At 65.7% G+C, this 26,671-nt stretch carries 23 protein-coding genes; 6 read left to right on the top strand and 17 right to left on the bottom strand.

The window, feature by feature from the left end:
• Positions 1–205: 205 nt before the first annotated feature.
• Complete coding sequence (hppD, locus tag JWQ90_RS22770; protein ID WP_299697291.1) at positions 206–1,291, bottom strand: 4-hydroxyphenylpyruvate dioxygenase; 1,086 nt, start codon at positions 1,289–1,291, stop codon at positions 206–208.
• A gap of 94 nt (positions 1,292–1,385) precedes the next feature.
• On the opposite strand from hppD, the gene JWQ90_RS22765 reads away from it, so the two are divergent.
• A complete protein-coding gene (locus JWQ90_RS22765; protein WP_299697290.1) occupies positions 1,386–1,886 on the top strand; it encodes an Lrp/AsnC family transcriptional regulator in 501 nt (166 codons plus the stop codon).
• Positions 1,887–1,928: 42 nt separating this feature from the next.
• On the opposite strand, the gene JWQ90_RS22760 is transcribed toward JWQ90_RS22765, so the two are convergent.
• From JWQ90_RS22760 to JWQ90_RS22745, 4 genes are all read right to left on the bottom strand, one after another.
• A complete protein-coding gene (locus tag JWQ90_RS22760) occupies positions 1,929–4,403 on the bottom strand; it encodes an ATPase, T2SS/T4P/T4SS family (protein WP_299697289.1) in 2,475 nt (824 codons plus the stop codon).
• 358 nt (positions 4,404–4,761) lie between these two features.
• The gene (locus JWQ90_RS22755) at positions 4,762–5,148 is read right to left on the bottom strand and encodes a hypothetical protein (protein WP_299697288.1); all 387 of its coding nucleotides are present in this window, start codon (positions 5,146–5,148) and stop codon (positions 4,762–4,764) included.
• Between the two features lie 139 nt (positions 5,149–5,287).
• Entirely contained in the window at positions 5,288–6,049 is a 762-nt protein-coding gene (locus tag JWQ90_RS22750; protein WP_366919578.1) for an ABC transporter permease, read from the bottom strand.
• 32 nt (positions 6,050–6,081) lie between these two features.
• Positions 6,082–7,008, bottom strand: coding sequence for an ABC transporter ATP-binding protein (locus JWQ90_RS22745; RefSeq protein WP_299697286.1), 927 nt, complete (start codon positions 7,006–7,008; stop codon positions 6,082–6,084).
• Positions 7,009–7,247: 239 nt separating this feature from the next.
• Between JWQ90_RS22745 and JWQ90_RS22740 the strand changes: the two genes are divergently transcribed.
• From JWQ90_RS22740 to JWQ90_RS22730, 3 genes are all read left to right on the top strand, one after another.
• Positions 7,248–7,634, top strand: coding sequence for an HU family DNA-binding protein (locus JWQ90_RS22740; RefSeq protein WP_299697285.1), 387 nt, complete (start codon positions 7,248–7,250; stop codon positions 7,632–7,634).
• A gap of 150 nt (positions 7,635–7,784) precedes the next feature.
• A complete protein-coding gene (locus tag JWQ90_RS22735) occupies positions 7,785–9,851 on the top strand; it encodes a M13 family metallopeptidase (RefSeq protein WP_299697284.1) in 2,067 nt (688 codons plus the stop codon).
• A 65-nt stretch (positions 9,852–9,916) separates the two neighbouring features.
• On the top strand, positions 9,917–10,918 hold the full coding sequence (locus JWQ90_RS22730; RefSeq protein WP_299697283.1) for an SDR family NAD(P)-dependent oxidoreductase: 1,002 nt from the start codon (positions 9,917–9,919) through the stop codon (positions 10,916–10,918).
• 140 nt (positions 10,919–11,058) lie between these two features.
• Here the strand turns inward: JWQ90_RS22730 and JWQ90_RS22725 are convergent, their stop codons facing one another.
• From JWQ90_RS22725 to JWQ90_RS22690, 8 genes are all read right to left on the bottom strand, one after another.
• Entirely contained in the window at positions 11,059–11,580 is a 522-nt protein-coding gene (locus JWQ90_RS22725; RefSeq protein ID WP_299697282.1) for a DUF1697 domain-containing protein, read from the bottom strand.
• Between the two features lie 3 nt (positions 11,581–11,583).
• A complete protein-coding gene (locus JWQ90_RS22720) occupies positions 11,584–12,324 on the bottom strand; it encodes a DUF2461 domain-containing protein (RefSeq protein WP_299697281.1) in 741 nt (246 codons plus the stop codon).
• A 101-nt stretch (positions 12,325–12,425) separates the two neighbouring features.
• Positions 12,426–13,193: a DUF1571 domain-containing protein gene (locus JWQ90_RS22715; protein WP_299697280.1), complete on the bottom strand. Its 768-nt coding sequence runs from the start codon at positions 13,191–13,193 to the stop codon at positions 12,426–12,428.
• A complete protein-coding gene (locus JWQ90_RS22710) occupies positions 13,193–14,332 on the bottom strand; it encodes a TIGR03118 family protein (protein WP_299697279.1) in 1,140 nt (379 codons plus the stop codon). The genes JWQ90_RS22715 and JWQ90_RS22710 overlap by 1 nt, the downstream gene beginning before the upstream one ends.
• Positions 14,333–14,470: 138 nt before the next feature.
• Positions 14,471–16,108 carry an ABC transporter ATP-binding protein gene (locus tag JWQ90_RS22705; RefSeq protein WP_299697278.1) on the bottom strand — a complete coding sequence of 546 codons (1,638 nt, stop codon included), beginning with the start codon at positions 16,106–16,108 and terminating at the stop codon, positions 14,471–14,473.
• An 11-nt stretch (positions 16,109–16,119) separates the two neighbouring features.
• Positions 16,120–17,229 carry a hypothetical protein gene (locus tag JWQ90_RS22700; protein ID WP_299697277.1) on the bottom strand — a complete coding sequence of 370 codons (1,110 nt, stop codon included), beginning with the start codon at positions 17,227–17,229 and terminating at the stop codon, positions 16,120–16,122.
• 50 nt (positions 17,230–17,279) lie between these two features.
• Positions 17,280–17,729 carry a c-type cytochrome domain-containing protein gene (locus tag JWQ90_RS22695; protein WP_299697276.1) on the bottom strand — a complete coding sequence of 150 codons (450 nt, stop codon included), beginning with the start codon at positions 17,727–17,729 and terminating at the stop codon, positions 17,280–17,282.
• Between the two features lie 324 nt (positions 17,730–18,053).
• A complete protein-coding gene (locus JWQ90_RS22690; protein ID WP_299697275.1) occupies positions 18,054–19,064 on the bottom strand; it encodes a hypothetical protein in 1,011 nt (336 codons plus the stop codon).
• 188 nt (positions 19,065–19,252) lie between these two features.
• On the opposite strand from JWQ90_RS22690, the gene JWQ90_RS22685 reads away from it, so the two are divergent.
• Together JWQ90_RS22685 and JWQ90_RS22680 are read left to right on the top strand one after the other, a co-directional pair.
• Positions 19,253–20,737, top strand: a complete 1,485-nt coding sequence (locus tag JWQ90_RS22685) for a radical SAM protein (RefSeq protein WP_299697274.1) — start codon at positions 19,253–19,255, stop codon at positions 20,735–20,737.
• A gap of 1 nt (position 20,738) precedes the next feature.
• Positions 20,739–21,971 carry a nucleotidyltransferase family protein gene (locus tag JWQ90_RS22680; protein ID WP_299697273.1) on the top strand — a complete coding sequence of 411 codons (1,233 nt, stop codon included), beginning with the start codon at positions 20,739–20,741 and terminating at the stop codon, positions 21,969–21,971.
• Between the two features lie 72 nt (positions 21,972–22,043).
• Here JWQ90_RS22680 and JWQ90_RS22675 read toward each other — a convergent pair whose 3' ends face one another.
• The 4 genes from JWQ90_RS22675 to JWQ90_RS22660 are packed head-to-tail and all read right to left on the bottom strand — an operon-like array spanning position 22,044 to position 26,535.
• Positions 22,044–23,150, bottom strand: a complete 1,107-nt coding sequence (locus JWQ90_RS22675) for a glycosyltransferase family 4 protein (RefSeq protein ID WP_366919577.1) — start codon at positions 23,148–23,150, stop codon at positions 22,044–22,046.
• Positions 23,147–24,274, bottom strand: coding sequence for a glycosyltransferase family 4 protein (locus JWQ90_RS22670; RefSeq protein ID WP_299697271.1), 1,128 nt, complete (start codon positions 24,272–24,274; stop codon positions 23,147–23,149). The genes JWQ90_RS22675 and JWQ90_RS22670 overlap by 4 nt, the downstream gene beginning before the upstream one ends.
• A gap of 9 nt (positions 24,275–24,283) precedes the next feature.
• On the bottom strand, positions 24,284–25,798 hold the full coding sequence (locus JWQ90_RS22665; RefSeq protein WP_299697270.1) for a radical SAM protein: 1,515 nt from the start codon (positions 25,796–25,798) through the stop codon (positions 24,284–24,286).
• Positions 25,795–26,535, bottom strand: a complete 741-nt coding sequence (locus JWQ90_RS22660) for a class I SAM-dependent methyltransferase (RefSeq protein ID WP_299697269.1) — start codon at positions 26,533–26,535, stop codon at positions 25,795–25,797. Before JWQ90_RS22660 ends, JWQ90_RS22665 begins: the two co-directional genes overlap by 4 nt.
• Positions 26,536–26,671 lie beyond the last annotated feature (136 nt).

Here is a 26,671-nt window from a genome sequence, read left to right as displayed (position 1 = left end):
GTAGCATGAATCCCCTCTCCCTCCGGGGAGAGCGAAGCGAGGGGGGCGAAGCCGGCAGGGGTGAGGGTCTCGAAGATCGCGCGATCTCCAAGTCCCTCATCCGCCCCTTCGGGCGCAGTTGGCCTAACTCGGAGCGACTTGGGTCGCTCCTCGCTGGCGCCAACTGCTCTCCCGGAGGGAGAAGGGATTATTGCGGCATGGGATTTCACGCTTCGCTCAGCGAACCACGGCGGATCTGGTCGCGTTCCATGCTCTCGAACAGCGCCTTGAAATTGCCCTCGCCGAAACCTTCGTCGCCCTTGCGCTGGATGATCTCGAAGAAGATCGGCCCGATCTGGGTTTCGGTGAAGATCTGCAGCAGCACGCGCCCCTCGCCGGCACCATCGATCAGCAGCCCGCGCTTGCGCAGTTCCTCGACGTTTTCGCCGTGCCGGGGCAGGCGCTCGGCAATGCCCTCGTAGTAGGTATCCGGCGGCGGCGCCAGGAACGGCAGGCCGAGTGCGCGCAGGCGGTCGACCGTGGCGTAGATCTCGTCGGTCGCCAGCGCGATGTGCTGGATGCCTTCGCCGCGGTACTGGTGCAGGTATTCGGCGATCTGGCTGCGATCGTCGGCGCTCTCGTTGATCGGGATGCGCAGCTTGCCGCAGGGGCCGGTCATCGCCTTGGACGCAAGGCCGGTGTGCTGGCCCTCGATGTCGAAATGGCGGATCTCGTGGAAGTTGAACAGGCGCTCGTAGAACCCGGCCCAGACCGCCATGCGGCCGCGCTCGACGTTGTGCGTCAGATGATCGATCCGGGTCAGGCCGACGCCGGCCGGGTGGTGCTCGACGCCAGGCAGAAAGCGGAAGTCGACGTCGTAGATCGACTGCTCCTCATAGCGGTCGACCAGGTACAGCGGCGCGCCGCCGATGCCCTCGATCGCCGGGATGCGCAATTCCATCGGGCCGACCGGGCCATCGATGGGCTTGGCGCCGCGGCGCACTGCCTCTTCGAACGCGAAGCGCGCATCGCGCACGCGGAACGCCATCGCACAGGCCGAAGGGCCATGCTCGTGCGCGAAGTTCGAGGCCAGCGAGGACGGCTCGCCGTTGAGGATGAAGTTGATCCCACCCTGCCGATACAGCGCCACGCGCTTGGACCGGTGCTCGGCGACGCGGGTGAAACCCAGCGCGCGGAACAGCGGATCGAGCACGGCCGGGTCGGGCGCGGTGAACTCGACGAACTCGAAACCGTCGGTTCCGAGCGGGTTGCCGGCATCGGCCGGCGCGGTGGTTTCAGCTTGCTTCTGCATGACGGGATCTCCCTACCTTATGCAGACAATCTTAGGGATGCAGAACGCGAATGTGCTATCAATATCACCAGTAAATACCCGATCCGGAGCAACATTGACAAAACAAAAGATCATATCGCGCAATATTGTTGCGGAAGGCTTCGACCGGCTCGACCATCGCATCCTGGACGGCCTGGCCCGGGACGCCCGGATATCGAACGTGGCGCTGGCCGAACAGGTCGGCCTGTCGCCGGCCGCCTGCCTGCGGCGCGTCAAGCAACTCGAAGAGCGCGGCGTGCTCAGCGGCTACACGACGATGGTCCATCGCAAGACCCTGGGCCTGAATGTCGAGGCCTTCGTGCAGATCAGCCTGGAGCGGCAGACGCCAGACAACGTCGACCGCCTGCAGGATGCAATCCGCGACCTGCCGGAAGTGCGCGCCTGCTACCTGATGACCGGCAGCGTCGACTACCTGCTGCACATCGTCACCACCGATCTGGACGCCTACGCCGAGCTGATGTCGCACAAGCTGCTGGTGCTGCCCGGCATCAAGGACGTGCGCTCGAGCTTCGTGCTGAAGTGCGAGAAGCGCGAGCCGGGCGTGTACGTGGTGTAGGTTGGGGTGAGCGCAGCGAACCCCAACGTCGGCGCGGGAGCCCTAACTCGACACCGCGCGGGCGCTGGCGCGGTCGAGCTGGCCGCTCAGCAGCTTGTCGATCGCATCCTGGCGCAACAGCCGCATGCCGCCGGCGCGCGCCGCCTCGACCAGCTGCGGCAGTGTGCCGTGCGAGCGCGCCAACTGCTTGACCTGCGGCGTGGCCGACAGCAGTTCGTAGATGCCGACGCGGCCCTTGTAGCCGCTGCGGCAGGCATTGCAGCCGACGGCTTCGTACAGCACGAACTGATCACGCCGGGCGAAATCCTCGCGCCATAGCGCCAGCACTTCGGGCTTGTGCAGCTCGCTGCCTTCGCAGTATTCGGCCAGCAGTTCGGCAATCTCGGCCTCGCTGGCGACGTGAGGACGCCGGCACTTCGGGCAGAGCTTGCGCGCCAGGCGCTGCGACAGCACGCCGATCAGCGCGTCGGCGAAATTGAACGGGTCCATGCCCAGATCCAGCAGGCGCACGATGCTCTCGGCGGCACTGTTGGTATGCAGCGTGGAGAACACCAGATGCCCGGTCAGCGAGGCCTCGATGCCGATGCCGGCGGTTTCCGCATCGCGCATTTCGCCGACCATGATCACGTCGGGATCGGCGCGCAGGAACGCGCGCATCGCGGCGGCGAACGTCCAGCCGATCTTCGGGTTCACCTGCACCTGGCGCAGGCCCGGCTGGGTGATTTCGACCGGATCCTCCGCGGTCCAGATCTTGATGTCGGGCCGGTTGAGGTGATGCAGGATCGAGTGCAGCGTGGTGGTCTTGCCCGAGCCGGTCGGACCGCAGACCAGGATCAGGCCGTGGCCGCGCGCAATCATTTGCTTGAGCCGGGCCAGATCATGGTCGCTGAAGCCGAGGTTCTCCACCGGCAGCGGCTGCACGCCGCCGAGGATGCGCAGCACCACGTCCTCGAGGTTGTTGGCGGTCGGCACGATGGCGACGCGCAACTCGATCGGCAACGGGCCGAAGCGCCCGAACGCGATCTTGCCGTCCTGCGCCTGGCGGCGCTCGGAGATGTCGAGGCCGGCCATGATCTTGAGCCGCGACACCAGCGCATTGCGGTAGGCCGGCTGCAGCTTCAGGTAGTCCTCCATCTCGCCGTCCTTGCGGAAGCGGATACGCGTGCTGGCAGCACCGGGGTTGCTTTCGATATGGATGTCGGAAGCACCCTGCTTGTGCGCGTCCATGATGATCTTGTTGACCAGCCGCACCAGCGCGTTGTCGGTGACCCGCGCGGCGGACTCACGCTCCTTGGTTTCCCGGCCGGAGTCGCGCGGCGCCGAGGTTTCCCGCACCAGCTCGCTGGCCAGGTCCTCCACATTGACCTGCGCAAGATCCCGGCGCCCCGGGAATTCGCCGGCCTGCAGCGCCTCGTCCTCGGCGACGCTGGGTGCCAGCAGGCTGGTGTATTCCGCGGCGATGCGCAGCCGCAGCTCCTCCGGATTGGCAATCACCGGCACGATGCCGAGGCCGGTCAGAAACCGCAGTTCCTGCTCAAAATCCATGGCCAGCGGATTTTCGACCGCGACCACCAGGGACGCGCCCATGCGCAGCAGCGGCAGCACCTGGTGCCGGCTGGCGGCGCCCGCGTTCAACAGCTCCAGCGTCGCCGGGTCGATCTGGAAATCGCGCACGTCGACGAACGGGATGCCGAGCTTGTCGGACAGCGCCACCTGCACCAGCCGCACGGTGACGATGCCCATCTCGACCAGGATGTCGCCGAGGCGCCGCTCGCGGTTGCTCGCCTGCACGCCCAGCGCCTCGGCCAGTTGCGCCGGCGTGATCAGGCCGGCCTCGACCAGCAGCTCGCCCAGCTTCATCGCCGGCCGCAGCTTCTGTCCCTTCAAGGCGCGCTTCAGCGCGGCCTGGTCGACGATGCCGCGATCCAGCAGCTGCTGGCCCAGCGTTTCCTGGCGCAGTTGCGCCTGCTTGCTCAGCGCCGCCGCCAGCGCCTCGTCGCTGAGCTGATGCCGGCGCGCCAGCGCATCGCCGAGCAGCGGGCCGATCTGCACATCGCCCAGGTGCTGTGCAGGAACGAAGCAGCGCAGCACCTGCTCCTCGGCCGTCAGCACATAAAGGAACAGGCCGGCGGTCGCCTTCAGAAATCCGCGCGTGGAGCCGGTGAGCGTCGTGCCGTCGGTAAAGCTCACGGTGAACTCTCGTTCCTCTGCGACCTGCGCTTCGTCGGCGCCGACGTTGCTCATCACGGCCGCGTCGCGGATCAGCCGCAACGGCGTGGTCAGCCGGATCACGCGCACCAGCTTCAGATCGAGCCGGCGCAGCTGCTCATGCTCGGGCGTGACCAGGCTGATCCGCGCCCGGTCCGGCTCGAAGCTGGCCAGATCGGCGTCGATGACGCGGCCGTTGATCAGCTCGACCAGGCAGGCGCGCGCGCGGGTCTCGTCCGGCACTACGGCGAGCTGAAAGAACGGCGGGATCGGCCATGCGAAAGCCGGCCCGGTGTCGTTGGTATTCATTAGGGCCTGTTAACCATTAGGCGGTCGCTGCGCTGGCCCCAAAGAGGGCGCAGTGCAAGGATCGACCGACGCGGTGTACTGGACGTACACAAGGAGGGAGAGACGCCGCAATGCGCCCGCTTTGGGGCCAGCCCGAAGGGTTGCCACCAAAGAGACGGCCATGCTTCGTTGCTCGTCGTCACCATAGTCATCACTATGCCTCCTCCTCGCGCCGTGCCTGGCCGTCTCTTTGGCGGCAACACAGCGATCGACTAATGGTTAACAGGCCCTAACGGTCTCCTGGCGTCGCCATCCGATACCGCCGGCTGCAGCTCGCGCCTTGGCAGCTGCAGCGCATTCACGATTTATGTCTCGCGATTTACGTCTCGTCGGGCTCGTCCGGCTCGTCGTCCTCGATCTCGCCGGAGCGCAGCCGCTCGAGCCGTTCCTGGAACACTTTCAGCAGGCGTTCGCCGTAGCCTTCGTCGAGGATCTGCGCCTCGATCGCGTTGCGCAGCGCATCGACGTCGAACTCCGGGTGCTCGGGATCGATGATCTCCTCGACGTCGCCGACCGCCTTCGGCCAGTTCTCGTCGATCAGCAGCATCGCCGGCGTGTCTCCGGCCTCGAGCGCGAATACGGTGAAGTCGAAGCGGAGCGAGACACCGTCCCAGGTCACCCACTGCGGCTCGCCCGAATCCAGGTAGGTCAGCACCGCTTCCGCCATCACGGCGGCGAACTTCTCGATATGGCTGTACTCGATCATGCGACGATTATCCCACGCTGCCGGCAGACTGTAATCGGTGAACGGCGCGCCGCGTGCACCGTAGGTCGGCAATCCTTTGCCGACGTGCACCCTGGGATGCGCAATCACCGCCTCACGTCGGCAAGGGATTGCCGACCTACTAGTTCTTCAACTTGTAGCCGGTCTTGAAAATCCGTGCGATCACCGCCAGGCAGATCAACATGAACAGCAGCGTCATGCCCAGGCTGACGCCGACACTGACGTCCGCGACGCCGTAGAAGCTCCAGCGGAAGCCGCTGATCAAGTACACCACTGGGTTGAACAGCGCGATCTTCTGCCACAGCGGCGGCAGCATGCCGATCGAGTAGAAGCTGCCGCCGAGGAAGGTCAGCGGGGTGACGATCAGCATCGGCACGATCTGCAGCTTCTCGAAGCCGTCGGCCCAGATGCCGATGATGAAGCCGAACAGGCTGAACGTGACCGCGGTCAGGATCAGGAATCCGATCATCCATAGCGGATGGGCGATGTCGTAGGCGACGAACAGGCGCGCGGTGATCAGGATCAGCACGCCGAGGATGATCGACTTCGAGGCGGCGGCGCCGACATAGCCGAGCACGATCTCCACATACGATACCGGCGCCGACAGTACCTCGTAGATCGTACCGGTGAACTTGGGCATGTAGATGCCGAAGCTGGCGTTGCTGATGCTCTCGTTGAGCAGCGACAGCATGATCAGGCCGGGGATGATGAAGGCGGCGTAGCTGATGCCGTCGATCGCGCCGACGCGCGAGCCGATCGCGGCGCCAAACACGATGAAGTACAGCGAGGTCGACAGCACCGGCGAGGCGATGCTCTGCATCAGCGTGCGGAAAGTGCGCGCCATCTCGAAGCGGTAGATCGCGCGGATCGCGTAGACATTCATCGGCCAGCGAATGGACCTACGAATGGATGTATTCATGCGCGCGACCTCACCAGGCTGACGAAGATGTCTTCCAGCGAGCTTTCGCTGGACTGCAGGCTCTTGAAATCGATACCGTGGTCGCTCAGGCGCCGCAGCAGCGCGGCGATGCCGGTCTGCTCGCCCTGCGCGTCGAAGGTATAGGTCAGCGCGCTGCCGTCGGCCGACAGCTCCAGCGGGTAGCTGGCGAATTCCGCCGGAATTGCCGCCAGCGGCGCCTGCAGCTGCAGGGTCAGCTGCTTCTTGCCGAGCTTGGCCATCAGCGCGACCTTGTCCTCCACCAGGATGATCTCGCCCTTGCTGATCACGCCGATGCGGTCGGCCATTTCCTCGGCCTCCTCGATGTAGTGCGTGGTCAGGATGATGGTCACGCCGCTCTCGCGCAGACCGCGCACCAGCTGCCACATGTCGCGGCGCAGTTCGACGTCGACGCCGGCGGATGGCTCGTCCAGGAACAGGATCAGCGGCTCATGCGACAGCGCCTTGGCGATCATCACGCGCCGCTTCATGCCGCCCGACAGCGTCATGATCTTGGAATCGCGCTTGTCCCACAGCGACAGGTCGCGCAGCAGTTTCTCGATGAACGCCGGGTTCGCCGGCTTGCCGAACAGGCCGCGGCTGAATACCGCCGTCGCCCAGACGGTTTCGAAAGCGTCGGTCGACAGCTCCTGCGGCACCAGGCCGATCTTGGTTCGCGCGGCACGAAAGTCGCGGACGATGTCGTGGCCGTCGGCGAGCACGCTCCCAGAACTGGGATTAACGATGCCGCAGATCACACTGATCAGCGTGGTTTTACCCGCGCCGTTGGGGCCGAGCAGCGCGAAGATCTCGCCGCGGCGGATTTCCAGATCGATGTTTTTCAGCGCATGAAAACCCGATGCGTAGGTCTTGGTCAGCGCCTTGACTGTGATGATGGACTGCAAGCGGTTCTCCGTCGGTGACACCGCGCTCGCTGCCGGGTGTGGCCCCGGCTAGATCGTCGGCGCGGCGGATTATGACCGATCACAAGCATCAGATTTGCGCGAATCGCGCCAAAAAAGCCTAGTTTTTTCGTCGATGGACTTGGCGCGGCGCGGCGCTTGCCCTACATTCCACGCTGCCGTAGTGATTTACGGCCGTTTTCATTGAACACCACCCACACAACGAGGACTACAAAACCACTATGAGCACGAAGAAAGCGGCAAAGAAGAAGGCTCCCGCGAAAGCCGTCAAAGCTGCCAAGCCGGCCGCTGCCAAGCCGATCAAGGAAGCGATGACCAAGACCGGCCTTACCGCGCATCTGGCCGAAATCACAGGACTGGCCGGCAAGGAAATCCGCTCCGTGCTCGCCGCACTGGAATCGGCCGTACACTCGTCGATCAGCAAGAAGGGCGCGCGCTCGTTCACGCTGCCGGGCATCCTGAAGATCAGCGCCACCGCCGTTGCGGCCAAGCCGAAGCGCAAGGGCATCAACCCGTTCACCAAGCAGGAACAGTGGTTCGCAGCCAAGCCGGCCTCGGTCAAGGTGAAGGTGCGTCCGCTGAAGAAGCTGAAGGACGCCGCGGCCTGAGATGCTCTGAGTCGCCAGCCTTAAAAAGCTCGAAGGGGCGCGGCGGAGTCTTCGACTTTGCCGCGCCCCTTCGGCTTTCCAGGGTCCGGCGCCTGCAGCGCTTTGGGCAACTGGCATGACGAAAGATCGGCGGGAGTGAGGCAGGAACCCATGAACATTCGAGCAGCGTTTTGTGCAGCGACTTTCGCCCTGTGCCTGAGCGCGAATGCGCTGGCAGCCGATGCGCCGCCACCGGCCGAGACTCCGCTCACCGCACTGCCCTACACGCCCAGCCTGGATCTCAGGGCGATGGATCGGTCGGCCATGCCCTGCGAGGACTTCTACCAGTACGCCTGCGGCGGCTGGATGAAGAACAACCCGATCCCGCCCGACCAGGCCAGCTGGAGCGTCTACGGCAAGCTGTACCAGGACAATCAGCGCTTCCTGTGGGGCATTCTCGACGGCCTGGCCAAGAACGGCAGCGGCGTCAACGCCGCACAGCGCAAGCTCGGCGACTACTTCGCCGCGTGCATGGACGAAGCGGCGATCGAGAAGCTCGGCGCCGCGCCGCTGGCGCCGTCGCTGGCACGGATCGCCGCGCTACCGTCAGCCAAGGATCTGCCGGCGCTGCTCGCCGCGCTGCATCTGGCCTACGCCGACGACGGCCTGTTCTTCGGCTTCAGCTCCACCCAGGATTACGGCGACGCCTCGCAGGTGATTGCGTCGGCCGGCTCCGGCGGCCTCGGCCTGCCGGATCGCGACTACTACACGCGCACCGACGCCAAGTCGGTGAAGCTGCGCCAGCAATATCTGGATCACGTGGCCAAGATGTTCGTTTTGCTCGGTGACCAGCCCGACGCCGCCAAGCGCAACGCCACCACCGTGATGACGATGGAAACCGCGCTGGCCAGGGCGAGCCTGACCCAGGTCGAGCTGCGCGATCCGTACAAGACCTATCACAGGATGGACGCCAAGGCCCTGCAGGCGCTGACGCCGGATTTCGACTGGAGCATGTATCTGCACGGCCTGGGCCTGAACTCGCTGGACTCGTTCAACGTGTCCGAGCCGACGTTCTACCGGGCGCTGAACCGGCAGTGGAAAACCACGCCGGTCGCCAATCTGAAGACCTATCTGCGCTGGCATGTCGCGCATGCCCAGGCCGAGTATCTGTCAACGGCCTTCGTCGACGAGGACTTCGCGTTCTTCCGCAAGACGCTGCGCGGCGTGCCGAGCCTGAAGCCGCGCTGGAAGCGCTGCGTCGCGCTGACCGACGGGCAACTGGGAGAATCGCTGGGCCAGGAGTTCGTCAACCGCAGCTTCAGCCCGCAGCTGAAAGCCGACACGCTGAAGATGGCGAAACAGATCGAGCAGGCGATGAGCGAGGATCTCGATCAGCTCAGCTGGATGAGCGCCGAAACCAAGAAGAGGGCGCTCGACAAGCTCGCCACCATCGTCAACAAGATCGGCTACCCGGACAGCTGGCGCGACTACTCCGCGCTGAGCATCGCGCGTGACGATTTTGCCGGCAACGTCGAGCGCGGAAACCGCTTCGAGTCGCAGCGCGAGCTGGCGAAGATCGGCAAGCCGCTGGACCGCGGCGAATGGGGCATGACACCGCCGACCGTCAACGCGTACTACAACCCGCAGATGAACGACATCAACTTTCCGGCCGGCGTGCTACAGCCGCCGCTGTACGACGCCAAGATGGACGCGGCGCCGAACTACGGCAACACCGGCTCGACCATCGGCCATGAGCTGACTCATGCCTTCGACGATGAGGGCCGCCAGTTCGACGCGCAAGGCAACCTGAAAGACTGGTGGACGCCGGCCGACGCGAAGGCCTTCGAGCAGCGTGCGCAATGTGTCGTCGATCAGTATTCGCACTACGTCGTGGTCGACGACATCAAGATCAACAGCAAGCTCAGCGAAGGCGAAGACCTCGCCGATCTCGGCGGCCTGGTGCTCGGCTGGATGGCCTGGCAGGCCGAGACCGCGAACCAGCGCCTGCGCCCGGTCGACGGCCTGAATCCGGACCAGCGCTTTTTCGTCGGCTACGCGCAATGGGCCTGCGAGAACAACCGCCCGGAAAACCTGCGCGCCAATGCGCTGACCGACCCGCATTCGCCCGGCAAGTACCGCGTCAACGGCCTGATGGTGAACATGCCGGAGTTCGAAGCCGCGTTCTCGTGCAAGGCCGGGCAGGCCATGGTCAGCGCCAAGCGCTGCCGCGTCTGGTAGCGGAGCGGTCGCGACTAGCGCAAACGGCCGAGATCGCCAACGCGCCGAATCGCTAGGCTGCACCGATGAACGACATCGGCGCAGCCAGCTCCGTCAGCCTCAGCCGCCTCCTGCGCAGCGGCCTAGTCAGGCCGCGCCTTGCGACACCGGTGCACCTCGACGGAAAACGGATCATCGTCACCGGCGCGAGCCCGGGTTCGATCGGCTTCGAAACCGCGAAGGCTCTCGCCCAGTGGGGCGCCGAGGTCACGGTGACGACCCGTGCGCAACCCGAGGCGCTGGCGACGGTTCTGAGCGACGCAGCGCGGCGGCCGATCGACGCGATCACGCTCGACTTGTGCGATGCCGCCACGGTCGAGCGTTTCGTCGCAACTTACCGCCAACGTCACGGCGAGCGGCTCGACGTGCTGATCAACAATGCCGGCGTCCATCTGGACCTGCTGTCGAAATGGAAGCAGCCGCGCCGGTCGGCCGACGGCTTCGAGATCCACTGGCGCAGCAATTATCTCGGCACGATGCATCTGACGCATCGTCTGCTGCCGCTGCTGTGCAGCGCCGCGGCGGCCAGCGGCGACGCACGCATCGTCAACCTGGTATCGCAACTGCATACCAGAGGCCGCAACGATCAGCTGTTCGAGCGCACCCGGCCCTACCACTCCTGGGCCGCCTACGGGCTGTCGAAACTGGCACTGATACACGCCGGCTTCGAGATCCAGCGGCGTTATGCGCAGCGCTCGCAGCTGCAGGCCTACTGCCTGCATCCGGGCGCGGTGCTGACCGATATCGCCAGCAAGGGCCTGGCGGGTCACCCGCGAGTCGAGGCGCTGCGCAAGGCGCTGCGCCCGATCGAAGCGTTCTTTCTGCTGACCGCCGCCGAAGGTGCGCAGACCTCGCTGCATTGCGCGACGCGGCCCGGCCTCGCCGGCGGCCTCTACTACCGCAATTGCCAAGCCGCGAAGCCGAGCGCCGACAGCGAAGACGCCGCCGTCGCCGCGCGGCTCTGGGACGCCACCGCCAGCTGGTCGCAGGCTGTTGGCGCGCCGTATCAGGCGCGGTATCAGAAGTAGAACGGCGGTGGTTCATAGGTTGGCACAAGACCCGACCTGAGAGATTTCATCAGCTCAACGCAGAGTAAGAAAAGCCGTTCTGGATTCCCGCTTTCGCGGGAATGACGGCTTCGGTGCTGGCTTCGAACGCGGCCTTCGCATTACGAGCCGCTTTTTTCCGCCGCCATCTGCGCCAGTTTGGCGACGGTGTTCATGTTGCGCGCGGTGCCGGCTTTCGCGGCCGCGATTTTCAGCTTCGAATCCGCCATGCCGTCGCCGTAGTGCACATAGATTTCCCGCAGCCCCAGGCCGATCGCTTCGCCACGCCGGCCGGAAACATTCTGCAGCGTATCCGCCGGCGGTGCGTGGTCCAGAAAGATCGCGACATTGCGATTGGGCGCGGCGTCCGGGAACGGATTGGCAGCCAGCACGGCCGCCATTTCGGACGCCGTCCGGACCAGCACGCCAACCGGCTTGCCTGCGTACTTCTGCAGTTTCGATTCCAGCGCCGCCTTGACCGCGGCCGCGGACAGCCTGCTGTCGAATACCACGTTGCCGCTGGCGATATAAGTGCGCACCCGTGTCAAACCGGCCGATTCGCACATCGCTTTCAGTTCGGTCATCGGCAGCTTGCCGGTGCCGCCGACATTGACCGCGCGCAGCAGCGCGACGTAGGCGGTCATCGCTCAGAACTCCAGATCCAGCGCGCCGCACAGCCAGTCGTAAAGCGGCGCGATTCCGCGGTATAGCCGGATCAGGAGCCGCAGCAGATCCGGGCTCAGCAGTTCGTCGTCGCTGAGTTCGGCACGGGCGATGAAATCCTTGCGCCTCAGATCGCCGATCAACTCGTGCGCCGGATCGTAGCCGCGCGGCGGCCGCGACAGCGCTTCGCCGCCCATCTCCCAGTTCTTCGGCAGGCCGGGATGACGCGTCGCCTCTTTCCAGCTCTTGGGATTGTTCAGCAGGTAGTCGCGGATCAGCTTCAAGGTATCCGGCTGCGGATGCCAGATACCGCCGGCGACAAAGCTCTGCCCCGGCTGGATATGCAGATACAGGATCGGCGCGTCGAGACGCCCCATCGCCGCGTTGCTGCCTTCGGAGCGCGATACCGCCTTGGTGGCGGCGTGGTGAAAGCTGATGCCGACGTGGGTCTTGTACGGCGTCTTGTCGCCGGAGAATCGCGTGTCGCGATGAATACGGAACAGCGAGCCTCCGACTTTCTTCGGATCGGCGATCAGCTGCGGCGTGATCACCGCCAGCGGCTCCGCGATGTCGGTGATCAGACGCAGCGCCGGCTCGCGCACCTGGGCCTCGTAGCGCGGCTTGTTCTCCAGGAACCACTCGCGGCTGTTGTTGCGCGCGAGCCCGCGCAGGAAGCGGAACACCTCGGGCGTGAAGTAGGCCGTCGATTTCGGCTTGGATGGCATGCGGTGAAGGGTTTGTGGGTGGCGCGATGCGGCCGATTGTAGGGATTCGGTCGCGGCCGGACAAACACCGGCGACGGGAATGACGGGGCTGCGCGTGCACCTCAGAAGTGGTAGTCCGGATTCCGGGTATCGAATTGAAGCTCGCCCAGTTCGGGGTCGAGTTCGTAGTCGCGGAAGCCGTAGTGCTCCATCAGCTGGCCCCGAGTGTTCCAGAACTTGACGTCGGTGGGCATCGCACTGAGCCAAGCCAGGCACAGCTCGCTGGCGCCGACTTCGTACGGCGCCGGGTCGCCCGCAGCCGCGCCTTGGTCGCGATGCACGCACAGCGACGCCTGGCCGTCGACGCTGCGTTCCGACAGCATCGGCAGCGGCGCGCCGTCACGGCTGCCTGCCGCGCGCCTCTGCCCTTCGTTCCTGATCAGCTGAGCCATGTTGAAGATGCCGCTCTGCGAGATCGGCCGCAGGTTTCCACTGGTAACGATCAGATCATCGGGTGACAGCAACAATTGCAGGCCGAGCAGCCCCGGCTGGTGCACCCGCAGCTTGCCGCCGTCACGGTCTGTGCACAGGATCACTTCGCGACCCTTGTGCGGCTCTGCTATCCATTTGAGATAGCGGCATTCGGGCTTGCGGCGATGCTTCATCAGCAGCGTCTCGGTCGGCTTTAGTTCGCCGCCGATCCGCTGCTGCATTGTCATGATCACGCTGTAGCCGGACAGCGCATCGACGCTGGACACGAATCGGTCCAGCAGCGGCGCGAGCCGCTGCTGGACTGCAGCCTCATCGTCGTCCTGTGCGAAACACGGCGGTGAGAACACCGCAGCGGCGATCGTCAGCATCGCGGCGAGAGCGCAAGCGGGCTTGCGCACTATCCGCCGTAGCCGCCGCTCGCCCCGCTCGAAGTCGACATCTCGACGACGCCGTAAACGCCATGGTCCTCGTCATCGGCGCCCGCGGTATAGAACAGCGAATTGAGCGGCTGGCTGTTCAAGCCGTTGCCGAACACGAGCGCCCACAGCCCCGGCAGCACCAGCGTCTCGCCGTCCGGCGTTTTCAGGCTGCCCAGCGATGCGCCCGTGGTCGCGTCGTAGGCATTGATGGTGCCGTCGCCGAAATTGCCGATCAGCAGCGCATTGCTGAAAGCCCCGAAGTCCGCAGGCGCCAGCGCGATTCCCCAGGGCGCATTGAGGGCGGCGCCGGGGCTGACGACGCGACGGATCAGATGGCCCTGAGGATCGAACAGATCAACCAGGCCGAGCCCGGCGCCGGCCGCCTCGTCGTCCGAACCGGACTGTTGCCTGGCGTAGCTCACGTAAAGATTGCCGCCGATATTCTGGATTCCGAACGGCGCGTATCCGGGCGGCAAGGCCGGATCGGCGAAGCCGCCCGGCGTGGACACGTGCGCGTAGTGCGTGTCGAACACGTCGACCTTGTTGTTGTGGAAATCGGTGGCGTACAGAAAATTGGCGCCGCCGGAGCTGGCCAGAGCGAGCCCCTTGTACACCGCGCCGCCGGAGCCATCGTCGTAAGCCACGATCGCACGGGTCGGATTCACCGACGGCGACCAGGCTTCGATGGCACCGCCTTCACCATCGAAAATGAACACGCCGGGACCGGACACCAGGCCCTGGCTGACGACGAAATCGCCGCTGGAATTGAACACGATGCCGGTGGGATCGGCATCGCCGTTGCTGCCTTCGGGCAGCGTCACGATCAGCGGCTGCGCAACGCCGTTGCCGTCATAAAGCGTCGAGGTCTGCGTGTGATTGTTGGCGATCCACGAGAAGCCGCTGGGATTGAACACCAGGCCCCAGGGATTCACCAGGTTGGCGTCGGTGTGCGGCGCGCTGACGGCGCCATCCGAAACCAGCGTTCGCTCCGAGTAGCCGCTCTTCATGCCGTCGCCGCTGCCGCCGCAGGCGGCGAGTGCAAGCGTCGCAAGCAGCACGAGTGCTGCCGATGTGCGATACCGATTGCAGCGCCGGTTACCGGCCAGTTTCCTTTTCATGCAAGCTCTCCTTGAACTCGTTGCGTGGATTGCAACGCACTCCAGTAAGTGCCGACTGCTGCGCAAAAGGTTGCGTGATCGAATCGTGGGTGAGGCACCCAGGTGTGAGTTTTTTCCGGCGCCGATGAACGGCTCCGATCAGCTCGGCATGACGCTGGCGACGGAATCACTCGCCAGGCGCAGGCATCGATCGGCGACGCCAGCCGCGGCCGGACGATGCGAGATGACCAGCAGGATCGTCCGTGGCAGGCAGTGCTTCATCCGCGCCAGCACGGCCGTCTCCGACGCGGCGTCCAGCGCGCTCGTGGCCTCGTCCAGCAGCGCGATCACCGGGCGACGGAGTATCACCTGAGCCAGCAGCAGGCGCTGCATTTCGCCTCCGGACAGGCGGCTCGCGGAACTGCCCAGCATCGTCGCCAGCCCTGCGTGCGATTGGCGCAGCGTTCGCGCCAGGCCGACGTCCTGCAGCGCCTGCCACAAGGCCTCGTCCGTCGCTTGCGGCGCCGCCCACAGCAGGCCATCGCGCACCGATTCCTGCCAAGGCCGCGCGCCCTGGCTGAGATAGGCGCCGTTGCGGACAAAGGCACGATAGCGATCGAAATCGACAGGCTGTCCGCCGATGCGGGCTGCGAACTCCGCCGGTGCGGCCATTCCGGCGAGCACGTCGAACAGGCTGCTCTTGCCGATGCCCGAATCGCCGCACACCAGAGTCAACTCGCCCGGCCGCAGAACCAGATCGCGGATTTCAATCGGCGCCGACGGCAAGTCCAGGCGCAGCCGCTGGATATGCAGCGTCTGGTCGTTGACCGCCGCTTCGGCCGCCGGCATCGGCTGCGCCGCCGGCTCGATATCGATGTAGCGCCGCCACAACTGATACGCCGGAAGCGCGGTCCGCATCTGCTGAAAATTCTGCCGCGTGGAGACCACATAGGGCAGCAGCCGCCCCAGCAGCAGGCACACCGCGATCAGCGTGTCCTGATCGACCCAGCGCCAACGATAGGCGAACGCGAAGATCGCCGCGGTGCTGATCGCGACCAGCATTTCAAGGATCAGGCGGCCCGCAGCCACCAGCTCCTGCTGCCGGCGATAAGCACGGCTCAGCCGTTCTGAAACGGCGCCGTAGCGCGCGATCTCATCGGCCTGTCGTTCGAAGGAACGGATGTGGCGCAGACGCCGCGGAAAATCTTCGCTGAGCCAAAACAGCCGCGTCATATCGGTGACGTAGCGGCGGCTGATGCTCGAAAGCTCGTGGCCGAAGGCCCTCGAAGCCAGCACCGCCGGCCCCAGCACCAGCGGCACCGCCAGTGTCAGCGTCGGCGACATCCACAATGCGAAACCGAGGCTGACCACGCAGGTGACGCCGGCAACCAGCAGCTGCAGCAGCGCGTTGTAGCCCTGGGCAATGACATCGGCGTTGTAGGTCAACACATTGGAAATCTCGGCAGACGTGCGATCCGACAACGAGGCCAAACTCGCATCGACCAGGCGCGCGTGCACCCGCCGCCGCAGCTGCATCGCGCAGCAGCTGACCAGTCGCGCGTTCTGCCGCGCGGCCTGCCAGCGCAGCGTGGCGAAGATCGCCGACATGGCCATGAATGCCGCCGCCGCACCGAAGCCCTGCAGCTCGCCGAAGACTCGGCCGCCGCTGCCGGCCGGCTGAATCACCGGCACCAGCAGCAGCGCCGCCAGACTGCCCGACAGGGCCGTCGCCAGCGATACGGCCACGTAATACGCGACGGCCGGAATCTCCGCCCGCGTCAAGGCGCCCAGCGGCAACCGGCCGGTGCTCAGAACAGTCCGTGCAATTCGACGAACAGTTCCTTGCGGTTCTGCAGATCGTTCTGCGGGATGCCGTCGTAGCGCCGGAAGCCGACGCGGGTCTGGATGAACTGGATCGGATTGAACTCCCAGATCGCGCTCAGGCGATTGCGCTGATCTTCGTCGACCTGGTGATCCGGATCGAAATACTCCGCGCTGAGCTTCAGGTTATGCCCTTGCATGAAGGCCCAGTTCGCTTCCAGCAAGCCGACGTACTGCTTGCGCGTCGGCGTCAGGCTCTTGTCGACGATGTAGTCGGCTTCGGCGAGCCAGGTGATCGGGCCGGTGTCCAACCCGGCAAAGATTCCGCCCTGTTCGAGCTTGCCAATCGCGGCATCGTTGTAGTCGGCGCTCGCACCGAGCCTCCAGATGTGCTGCACGTAGGCGACGCTGGCGGTGGCGCGCTTGCCGCGGTCGTTTTCCTCACCGCCGCCGGCCCCGTTGGAGACCGCAAGCTGGCCGATCCACGACGAGCCGACCCAACCGAGTTCCAGGCCGTTGTCCGGCGTCGTGAAGTTGATACCGGTGGCCTGGCGCACGAACGAGCTGTCGTCCTGCAGCCGCAATCCGTACGGCAGATACAGCTTGCCGGCCTTCACATAAGCCTGATGCTCGTCCCACCAGAACAGGCCGTAAGCCTCACGATTGATGCTGCTGCCCGGCGCCAGCAACTGGTCGGCGTACAGCGTCAGGCGCCGATCGATCAGATCGACCGCGCCATAGGCGCGGAATTCCTGCAGCGCGAACCCGTCGCTGCGTTTCTGATGGGGCGTGTCGGTGGCGCTGGCGTCGTAGCGCAGATCGCCGCCGACGCGCAGAAAATCGTTGAGCTTGCCGGTCCACAGGCCGCGCTCGCCCATGTCCAGCTGCTTGGCTACCAGGCGCGTCTGCGCGTAGACGTCGCCGAACTCCGTGCGCATGCCGCCGCCGCTCGGATTGACGTGGCAGGCCGCGCATTGCAGGCCTTCCCGCGCCGCGAGATACGGCTCGGCCCGGGCCTGAGTATGAACCGCGATACCGATCAGCAGCGGCAGTAGCATCCGCAGCGATGACGTCAGATTTGTAGGCGGGTATTTCATCGGTCTATTCCCTGGTCGTTTGTTTTTTTTGCGGGCGGCACGGCCGCTCGTCAGTCATTGAGCGCGCCGTTGCTGACCCATTGCCGGATCACGTCGATGGTCGCGGCGTCGAGGCAGGGTTGCGACGTGGGGCAGCCGTAGGGCATGCGCGCGCCCGAGATGCCGGCGGCGCCCGCAATTTTCTGGATCAGATAGCTGGCGTCGGGATCGCCAGGCGCAATGCGCGCCAGCGTCGGCTGCTCCTGGCTGACGACGTTGACGATCATGTCGTAGCTCGAGCCCTGTTGAAGATCCAGGCCCTGCGGCGCACTGGCGCCGGCGTGGCATTGGGTACAGATCGGCGTGAACACATTGTCCTGTATCGACTGGAAACTGGCTGTCAGTTCGCCATCCGGTGTGCCGCCTTCGGATATCGGGCGTCCGTTCTGGTCGAGGTCATCGCCGTTGCCGGCACAGGCGCCGAGCGCGAGGCACAAGGACGACAGCAACAGGCGACACATCACTAGTACCGTGGCGCAGAGGTTTCGCAACGAAGGCGCGAAGGGATGGGGGCGCGAGACCAGGCGCGAGGAGGAGTCATAGCCGTCGCTATGGCGACGACGAGCAACGCAGTATCGCGCCACCAGACCGAGCGGATTTGTTGCGAAACCTCTGCGCCACGGTACTAGCGAGCGGCTGCGCTGCCTCGTCGCCGCTGCAGGCAAGCTGCACTGGGGCTTCATATCGACTCTCCCTGGCCGAGCGGAAAATTCCGATCACGCCGGGTGAGTGCCGGCTGCGGCGAAATGGGTTGCGCCGGCCGCGGGCGGAAAACTCGCAGCCTCTCAGCCGAGCAGGCCACTCAAGGCCGCGACGGCTGCTTGCGGACCTTGTCCGCGCCGCAGTTCGAAGAGGTTCATGCGCGACAGTTGCCGCACGAAACTGCGCCAGCCAGGCTGCGTTGCGGCATAGGGCTGATCCGCGGTCAGCCGCTCGACTACGGCCGCTGTGGCCAGTGGCTGCAGCAGATCCTGCGCGTCGCTGGCTTGCGCCGAAGACACGAATATCGCGGCGACCAATTTCAGCGGTGCGGCGGCGAGCCGATGATTTCTGCCGCGTAAATCCAGCTCGAATTTCTGCACACCGCTGCGCCGGCGGATCACTGCCGACTGCTGCGCCCAAGCGATGGTCGCCGCGCTAGTGAAGGCTTGCAGGCTATCGGCGCGCAAATGCAGAAAGTTGGCGGTGCCGGTGGCGAGCAGGCTGTGCGGCTCGACGAATACCGCGTCCTCGGCGAGAAATTCCAGCCCTTGCAGCAGGCCGTGCAAGGCGAGCGTCGACTTGCCGGCGCCGCTGGCGCCGAGCAACAGCAGGCCGCGGCCACGGCGGCCGATGCAGGCACCGTGCAGAGGCACCAGTCCCATAGCGCGCGCCGCCAGCGTGAACACCGCGAATTCGATCAACTCGTAGCGCGGATAGTACGGCCGATCCAGCATGTCGTCCGACACCACGATCAGTGCCTTGCGCTGATCGGGATACAGGATCGCGTAGTTCTGCGCATCCATCACGCCGCACAGCAGGCCCGCGCCGGACTGCGTTTTCAGCATCGGCGGCTCGTCCGCCGTCATCGGCGATTCACGCGGCACCAGGCGCAGGCGGATGCGGAAATCCGCCGGCGGCGTCGACAGCTGGTGACGCGGTAGTCCGGCATACGCCATGTCGACGAGTTTCAGCAGAGCGCGGCTTTCGCTCTCGAAGCAAAAGCGCCCGCCCAGCAGCTGTTTGCGGACACGCAGCAGGCGAGCCGGTATTTCGTTGAACGGGTCAAAGCCGCCGCGTGTTGCGTTCTGAGCCATGGTCATCGCTATCGGCTGGAGCCCGCTTCATATCACAGCCGCAGCACTTCCCGGCCGCGCAAAAAAATAAAACCCGCCGATGCAACCCGTAGCGATCAACCACGGTACTCACGTGACGGGCACATGAAGCAGGAAGCCGCCCGGCTGTCCTGAAACGACTGATGGACTTAACTGGAGCGTCGCCAACAATGCTGAGTATTCTGGTCGGGCATTCCTACTTTCTGCGACTCGATCAAAAGCAGTGGGAGCGCGGCAAACCCTATCCGCCGCTGGCGACGCTGCAGGTCGCGGCGAATCTGCGCGATCTCGGCCATCGCGTGTCGCTGTTCGACGCGATGCTGGCCGACGGCGTCGACGACTACGCAGGCCGCTTGCAGGCCACGCGGCCGGAAGTCGTCGTGCTGTACGAGGACAACTTCAACTATCTGACCAAGATGTGCCTCGGCCGCATGAGAGAGGCGGCCTGCCGCATGATCGCCATCGCGCGAGCCGACGGCGCGCGCGTGATCGTCGCCGGCTCCGACGCGTCCGACGTGCCCGAGACTTATCTGGCCGCGGGCGCGCACGCGGTGCTGCTCGGCGAAGGCCTGAGCGCGCTGCTCGAACTGGTCGATCGGCTCGACACGGATCTGGGTATCGAGCCACAGCGCTGGGTTGGCGGCATCACCGGCGTCGCGTCCCTGGTGAACGGGCAGATCCACGCGGCGCGCGCCGGCGCGCTGCTGCCGGTATCGCAGTCCCTGGGGCTGGCCGCCTGGGATCTGCTCGACATCGAGCGCTACCGCTCGATGTGGCAGCAGCGGCACGGCTATTTCAGCCTCAACATGGCCGCGTCGCGGGGCTGCTCGTTCCGTTGCAACTGGTGCGCGAAACCGATCTGGGGAAACCGCTATCGCCAGCGCAGCGCACAGGACGTCGCCGTGGAAATGAGCTACCTGAAGCGCATGTTCAAACCCGACCACATCTGGCTCGCCGACGACATCTTCGGCTTTCGCGTCGACTGGGTGACGGAATTCGCCGAGCGCGTCAAAGCCGTCGACGCGGCAGTGCCGTTCACGATTCAGACGCGCGCCGATCTGATCAGCCAGCGCATGGCCTCGGCACTGCAGGCGGCCGGCTGCACAGAAGTGTGGCTCGGTGCCGAGAGCGGCAGCCAGCGCGTGCTCGACGCGATGAACAAGGGCACACGGGTCGGGGAACTGATCGCGGCGCGCGCGCAGCTGCGTGAAGTCGGCATCCGCGTCGGTTTCTTCATCCAGCTCGGCTATCTGGGCGAGGATCTGGACGATCTGCTGGCGACTCGCGATCTCGTCACTCGCGCGATGCCGGATGAAATCGGCGTCAGCGTCTCGTATCCGCTGCCCGGCACACCGTTCTACGAGCAGGTCAAAGCCCAGCTCGGCGACAAGACCCACTGGCAGGAGAGCAACGACCTGGCGATGATGTTCCGTGGCACTTACGACTCGGACTTCTACCGGCGATTCCGCGATCTGCTGCATGAGCAGGTCGCCAGCCAGCATCGGAGCGCGAACGCCGCGCTCGACCGGAGCTGGGACGCGCTGATCGCATGCGAACACCTGCATCGGACTGAAGCGGCCGCGATCCCGTTCACGCCGGTCGCTCAGACCGATGCCCAGTCCGATGCCCAATCAGAGGCCCAATCAGAGGCCTGATATGAGCATACGACCCGCAGCCCTTCCGGCGCTGAAAGCCGTGCAGGCCGGCCTGGCACTGACCACCGAAGCGCTGGCGCATGAACTCGCCAGCCCCGGCGAGCGCGCGCCGGACTGGAGCGAACTCGAATGGCGGCTGGCCTGCGCGGTTTCGGCGGCACACGGCGTCTCGACGCTGCTATCGGAATCGCTGGCGTGGCGGGGTCCGGTGGAGTGGCAGCGGTTTCTTGCCGCGCAGCGCGAACACATCGCGCAGCGGCATCGACGCATCGCCGAACTGCTGGAGCGCATCGATGCGGCTGCGCGCAGCGCCGGCATCGCGATCGTGCCGCTGAAGGGCGCGGCGCTGCACGAACTCGGCGTCTACGCGGCCGGCCAGCGCCCGATGGCCGATATCGACCTGTTGGTCCGCGACGAAGATGTCGAGCCGACGCTGCGCATGCTCGAAGACCTCGGCTACTACCTGTCCTTCGTCACCTGGCGCCACCATGTGCTGAAGCCGCGCATCGGCAGCCCCAGCCCGGAACTCGGCGAACACCGCGACAATCCGATCAACGTCGAACTGCATACCCGCGTGCAGGAACGTTTGCCGATTTCGACGGTGGATATCAGCGCGCAGATTTTTCCGCGCTCGCCTCGTCCGGGCCTGAACCGCTACCCGTCGCGAGCCGCGCTGATGACGCATCTGCTGCTGCATGCGGCCGGCAACGTCCGCGGCCGCGGCCTGAAGCTGTTGCAGCTGCACGACATCGCGCTGCTGGCGTCGCGGATGCGCGAGTCGGATTGGGACGAGCTGCGGCGGGCCGGCGTGGACGGCCGACTCTGGTGGGCGCTGCCGCCGCTGCGGCTGATTGCGCGCTATCGCAGCAGCGCGATACCACGCGACCTGCTCGGTCTGATCGAGCCGACTTGTCCATGGCTGCTGCGCCTGCACTCGCGACATCAGACGCTGACCTCGGTGTCCTGTTCAAAGCTGTGGATCGAGGCCTTCCCTGGCATCGAATGGTCGAGGTCCGCAGCGGAAATGTGCGAGTACCTGGCGCGTCGTATCCGGCCTTCGGCGGAAGCCATAAAAGAGCGCGCCGATAGCGCACGCACCCAGCTGTACATGAGCGAGCAGGCCTGGGCCAGGCTGTCGCAGAGCCGACGTATGCTGCGCTGGCTGCTGGTGCAGTCGCCCCGGCTGGACACGATGTTCGTGGTACGCGCCGCGCTGCAGCCAGTAGACCCGTAGGTCGGCAATCCCTTGCCGACGTGTACCCCCGGATGCGCAATCATCGCCTCACGTCGGCAAGGGATTGCCGACCTACTGCGGTGCGATCAGATCGGCGTAGATCAGCTGGAAACGTCGCGCGGTTTCATCGGCATTTTCGAGCAGGGCGCGCGCCTGCGCCGCCATGCCGATGCGCAGACGCAGTTCCTCGTCTGCCAGCAGCAGGCCGATCTGGCTCGCAAGGCCTTGCCAGTCGCCAACCGCTACCGTCAGGCAAGCGGACGGCGTCCACTCCGCCATGTGCCCTACTGCGGTGCCGACCGTCGGCACGCCGACGACGGCGGCCTCGAGCAGACTCAGCGGACCGGCTTCATGGCGCGAGGACATCACATGCATGTCGGCCGCCTCGATCATCGGCCGCAGGCTGTGCTGAGTCTGGAATCCATGAAAGCGAATGCGTCTGTCCAGGCCCAGTTGCGCCGCCAGAGCCTGGATTTCTCCATGCAGCGTGTCCTCGCCGACGATATCCATCGTGAAGTCCACACCCGCATCGGCGAGCGCCGCCAGCGCGCGCAGCAGCGTGGTCTGATCCTTGACCCGGTTCAGGCTGGCGACGTGGATCAATCGCGCCGGCGCGGCGCTGTCGCGGCGCCGCGGGGAGCGCGGCGGCCAGGCCTGCAGATCGACTCCCAGCGGTACTCGCCGCGCCTGCAGCCCGAGTTCGCGCAGCGATGCCAGGATCGGCTCGCTGGCCGCGGTGATCGCGCTCGCGCCGCGCAGCACCAGCGCTTCGCGCACGCGCCCTTTGAGGCCCTGCCGTCCGCCGTAGCCGATCTCCGGCAGCGCGACGAGTTCGCCGCCCGCAATGTGCACCAGGCTCGGCAGCCGCAGCCGCATCGCCGCCGCCACCGCAATCAGCCCGCAAGCGCCCGAGAAAATCGAATGCACCAGGTCGAACCGCGCGCGGCGATGTTCCGCGACGATCGCGCCGACCGCGCGCCAGCGCGTCCAGCTGTCGCCGACGTTGTGGATCTTCGCGCCGGCAAGATCCCAGCAACCGGCTGAAGCCTCCTGATACAGCGCATACACATGCACCTCGTGCACGCAGGCCAGCCGCCTGATCAGGGCTAGCAGAACCGGAATGACGCGGTATTCGCCGCTGCGGTCGACGCCGCCGGGCACCACCAGCGCGATTTTCATCTTCGGGCGGTGCCCGCGCATGCGAGCATCTGCGCATAGGCCTCGGCCCATCGCCGGCCGACCGCAGACAGCGACAGCGTCGCGTCGAAATGGGCGCGCAGCGCGGCCGGGTCCAGCGGCTGGGAAACCGCCAATATCAGCCGCTGTGCCAGTTGCGCGCTGTCTCCACAAGGCCACAGCTGACCGTAGCGGCCATCGCCGGTCAGCGCGCGAAACGAGGGGATGTCGGTCACCACCGGCGTCACGCCGCAAGCCAGCGCTTCCATCACCGCATAGCCGCAGCTTTCCGCATGGCTGCCGAGCACGAACAGATCCGCTGCCCTCATCAGTTCCTGGACCTGCGCATGCGCGACCCTGCCCAGCAGATGGACCCGGCCGGCCAGCAGCGGATCGCGATCGATGCGACGCCGCATCGCTTCGAGCAGGGCCGCGCTTGCATAGCAGCACCACAGCTGCAAGCCGGGCAACTGTCGCACCGCGGCGGCGACACCATCGAGCACCGCCATCGGGTCCTTGCCCGGATTCAGATGGCCGACCCACAGCAGGCAGGGATCGCCGAACAGCCCGCTTGCACGCCGCGCGCTGGCCTTATCGCCCGGCGTGAAGCGGCTCGGAGATTCGGCAATCGCAAACAGCCGCGTGCGCCTATCGAGCAGGCCGGCCGACACGAAGGGCTGCGCCTGATCCAGTGCGGTGAACGCGACGCCGGCGGCGGCCGACAGACCACGCCGCCAGCGTCGCCGCCGCCACCAGCGCGGCGGCCGGTCGGCATGGTCCTGCAGCAGGATCGGCAGCTTCGGCAGACGCCGCGACAGCGCATAGACTTCGTCCGCGAATCCCAGGCCGTGCACATGCAGCAGCTCGGCCCCGATTTCGCTCAGCAGCCGCGCGTATCCGGCGCTGCGCTGGTCCGCCGAGCCCGCCGGACGCGTCTGCACGAAGTAATAGTCAATGTCGTTGCGTGTCATGCGATGCGAGTACGCGGCAGACTGGATCACCGACACGCGAACACCGGCGCTGGCGACCGACTCGGCGATGTCCGGCAGCGAGTGCCAGTCCTGAAGGACTTCCTCGGGATCGCGATTCTGCGGAGCGCGGATCAGATTGAGTTGCGCCACGTGCATCGGCGCGGCTCAGAGACCCGACACTTGCGGATTGCGCAGCCGGATCGCGCGCTCGGCCCAGTTCAGCTCCCAGGGACGGTCGTAGCGGCGATAGTGATAGCGCCACGCCGCCGCCGCGCTCAGCGTGCGCTTCGCCCACTGCGGTGAGCGCGTGTCCTGCGCAGTCGGGAACCGGCATTTCAGCACGGTGACGAAATCACGGATCCGGCGGCGCAGACGATCATCCAGCCAGGGCGCGTCGGCGTGGCAGGCGTAATCGACCCAGCGCGGCTCGGTCCATTGCTCCGGCGTGCTCGGAAACACGATCGGCTCGCAGTGCAGATCGCGCAACACCACCGGCGCGCGCTTGCCGCGCGCGTTGTCGTGCTGGCTGCCCGCCGGCAGCGGCGTGTAGATGTAGATGATGATTTCGGACTGTGGGTTGATGCGCTTGAGTTCGCGGATGAATTCGAAGGTGCGCTCGGTCTCTGCATGCGGATCGTCCGGCGGCGCGACCATGAACGACAGCTCCGGAATCACGCCATGGCGGCGGCATAGCTCCGCGACCGCCAGCGTCTGGTCGGGCCGCGTGCCTTTGCGGATGTCGTGCAGCAGCTTGTCGCTCGGCGATTCCGCGCCGATGTAGGCCATGCGCAACCGGCTCTTGCGCACCAGCGCCCAGGAGGACTCGGACAGGTTCAGCAGCGCATCCGATCGCGCATAACACCACCACGGCAGCTCGAGTTTCGCCATCACTTCGAGCAGCGGAATCATGTCGACTTCGCGGTCGAAAAAATTGTGATCGAAGAACTGGATCGAATCGGCGCCGAGCTGGTACTTCAAGAAACTCAAATCGCGTTCGAGCTTGTCGGCCGCGGGCAAGGCGGTGGCGCCGTTGAACATCGCGGCGACGCCGCAGAACGTGCAGCGGAAGCGGCAGCCCAGCGCGGCCTGATGCGCCGCAGTGCGACGGCCGAGAAACGTGCGCGCCAGATAGCGGCGCGGATCGCCCAGTTGCTCGTACCGCAGACTCAGCGCGGTGCCATCGCGGGAGAAGCGCCGGCTCGGATTGTGGATCACTGCGCCGTCCTGCTTCCACGACAGGCCGGCGATCTGCGAAAGCCCGGCGGATGCGCCGCTGCTCAGCGCCGACACCAGTTCCGGCAGGCTGTCCTCGCCCTGCCCGCGGATCGCGTAGTCGACATACGGCGCGTTCAGCGCGGTGTCCGTGTACAGCGTCGGAAAGTAGCCGCCCCAGATGATGGCAACCTGCGGGTGCTGCGCGCGGATCGCCTTCGATACGGCAATAGCCGGCTCGACCTGCGGGCCGCCCATCACGCTGACGCCGACCGCGTCGAACGCGGTCTCGCCCATGCTGCGCAAGCTGTCTGTGATGAAATCGCGGTCGACGTTGCCGTCGATGATCCGGCTTTGCCCGCTTTGCCCGAGCGCCGCCGCGAGGTTCATCAAGGACAGCGGAAATCGTGCGCTGGAGCGCGAGGTCATCGTCGGGTTGATCAGCAGCGTGTTCGCGGGACGCGTCATGGGCAGCCTTGCACCGGAGTCGATCCGGTGAGTGCCCGATCCTGCCGTTTCAGTTGCAGCACCAGCGCGACCGGCACTTTCAGCGCGACCGGGTCGAAGCGGGCCCCCTGCGGAATATCGGCTGGATCGAGCATCGGCTCGATGACGCGCTCGATGCGCAAGCCCAGTTCCCCACAGGCCGTGTGCCAGTCGCTGTAGAGGTAAGGCGTGTGCCGCACCGCGTAGCGTTGTCCTTCGCAAGTGAAATCGCGTAGCCAGCCCAGCGCATGGCCGATCGGATGCACGTCGCTGCACAGGATCGTGCCGCCCGGCCGGGTGACCCGGCATAGTTCGGCCAGCGGTTCGCGCAGATTCTGCAGGTGGCCAATGGTCAGGCCGCAGATCGTCAGATCGGCCCAGGCATCGTGTACCGGCAGCGCATCGAGACTGCCCTGAATCAGCTGGTAGTCGGTCGGACGGGTCACTTCACGCTGCAACTCGGCACCGGCCCGCTGCAGCATTTCGGTCGACAGGTCGACGCCGATCACTCGCCCCGCCCCGCGCCGCAGCGCCTGCAACACGTAACGGCCGCTGCCGCAGCCGGCGTCCAGCACGCGCTGCCGAGACAGGTCGTCGGGCATCAGCGACAGCAGCGCGCGTTGTTCGGCCTGCATCACCGGATTGTGGGCGCGCGCCGGATAGCTGGCGGCCCACAGCGCATAGGCTTGCACCGGATCGAGAATCGGCGTCTCAGACATGGGTCATCTCTAGGGCCTGTTGACATTTAATTGGTCGCTGCGCTGGCCCCAAAGAGGGCGCAGTGCAAGGATCGACCGACGCGGTGTACTCGACGTACACAAGGAGGGAGAGACGCCGCAATGCGCCCTCTTTGGG

This window comes from Hydrocarboniphaga sp., assembly GCF_028291725.1.
Classification (GTDB): domain Bacteria; phylum Pseudomonadota; class Gammaproteobacteria; order Nevskiales; family Nevskiaceae; genus Hydrocarboniphaga.
The sequence above is the reverse complement of the archived record's forward strand: the minus strand, read 5'-3'. Positions and strand labels throughout refer to the sequence as shown.

Coding starts and splice junctions, on each gene's coding strand:
- hppD (WP_299697291.1), bottom strand. CDS start 1,291: ATGCAGAAGCAAGCTGAAACCACCGCGCCGGCCGATGCCGGCAACCCG.
- JWQ90_RS22760 (WP_299697289.1), bottom strand. CDS start 4,403: ATGAATACCAACGACACCGGGCCGGCTTTCGCATGGCCGATCCCGCCG.
- JWQ90_RS22755 (WP_299697288.1), bottom strand. CDS start 5,148: ATGATCGAGTACAGCCATATCGAGAAGTTCGCCGCCGTGATGGCGGAA.
- JWQ90_RS22750 (WP_366919578.1), bottom strand. CDS start 6,049: ATGAATGTCTACGCGATCCGCGCGATCTACCGCTTCGAGATGGCGCGC.
- JWQ90_RS22740 (WP_299697285.1), top strand. CDS start 7,248: ATGAGCACGAAGAAAGCGGCAAAGAAGAAGGCTCCCGCGAAAGCCGTC.
- JWQ90_RS22735 (WP_299697284.1), top strand. CDS start 7,785: ATGAACATTCGAGCAGCGTTTTGTGCAGCGACTTTCGCCCTGTGCCTG.
- JWQ90_RS22730 (WP_299697283.1), top strand. CDS start 9,917: ATGAACGACATCGGCGCAGCCAGCTCCGTCAGCCTCAGCCGCCTCCTG.
- JWQ90_RS22725 (WP_299697282.1), bottom strand. CDS start 11,580: ATGACCGCCTACGTCGCGCTGCTGCGCGCGGTCAATGTCGGCGGCACC.
- JWQ90_RS22720 (WP_299697281.1), bottom strand. CDS start 12,324: ATGCCATCCAAGCCGAAATCGACGGCCTACTTCACGCCCGAGGTGTTC.
- JWQ90_RS22710 (WP_299697279.1), bottom strand. CDS start 14,332: ATGAAAAGGAAACTGGCCGGTAACCGGCGCTGCAATCGGTATCGCACA.
- JWQ90_RS22700 (WP_299697277.1), bottom strand. CDS start 17,229: ATGAAATACCCGCCTACAAATCTGACGTCATCGCTGCGGATGCTACTG.
- JWQ90_RS22695 (WP_299697276.1), bottom strand. CDS start 17,729: ATGTGTCGCCTGTTGCTGTCGTCCTTGTGCCTCGCGCTCGGCGCCTGT.
- JWQ90_RS22690 (WP_299697275.1), bottom strand. CDS start 19,064: ATGGCTCAGAACGCAACACGCGGCGGCTTTGACCCGTTCAACGAAATA.
- JWQ90_RS22685 (WP_299697274.1), top strand. CDS start 19,253: ATGCTGAGTATTCTGGTCGGGCATTCCTACTTTCTGCGACTCGATCAA.
- JWQ90_RS22680 (WP_299697273.1), top strand. CDS start 20,739: ATGAGCATACGACCCGCAGCCCTTCCGGCGCTGAAAGCCGTGCAGGCC.
- JWQ90_RS22675 (WP_366919577.1), bottom strand. CDS start 23,150: ATGAAAATCGCGCTGGTGGTGCCCGGCGGCGTCGACCGCAGCGGCGAA.
- JWQ90_RS22670 (WP_299697271.1), bottom strand. CDS start 24,274: ATGCACGTGGCGCAACTCAATCTGATCCGCGCTCCGCAGAATCGCGAT.
- JWQ90_RS22665 (WP_299697270.1), bottom strand. CDS start 25,798: ATGACGCGTCCCGCGAACACGCTGCTGATCAACCCGACGATGACCTCG.
- JWQ90_RS22660 (WP_299697269.1), bottom strand. CDS start 26,535: ATGTCTGAGACGCCGATTCTCGATCCGGTGCAAGCCTATGCGCTGTGG.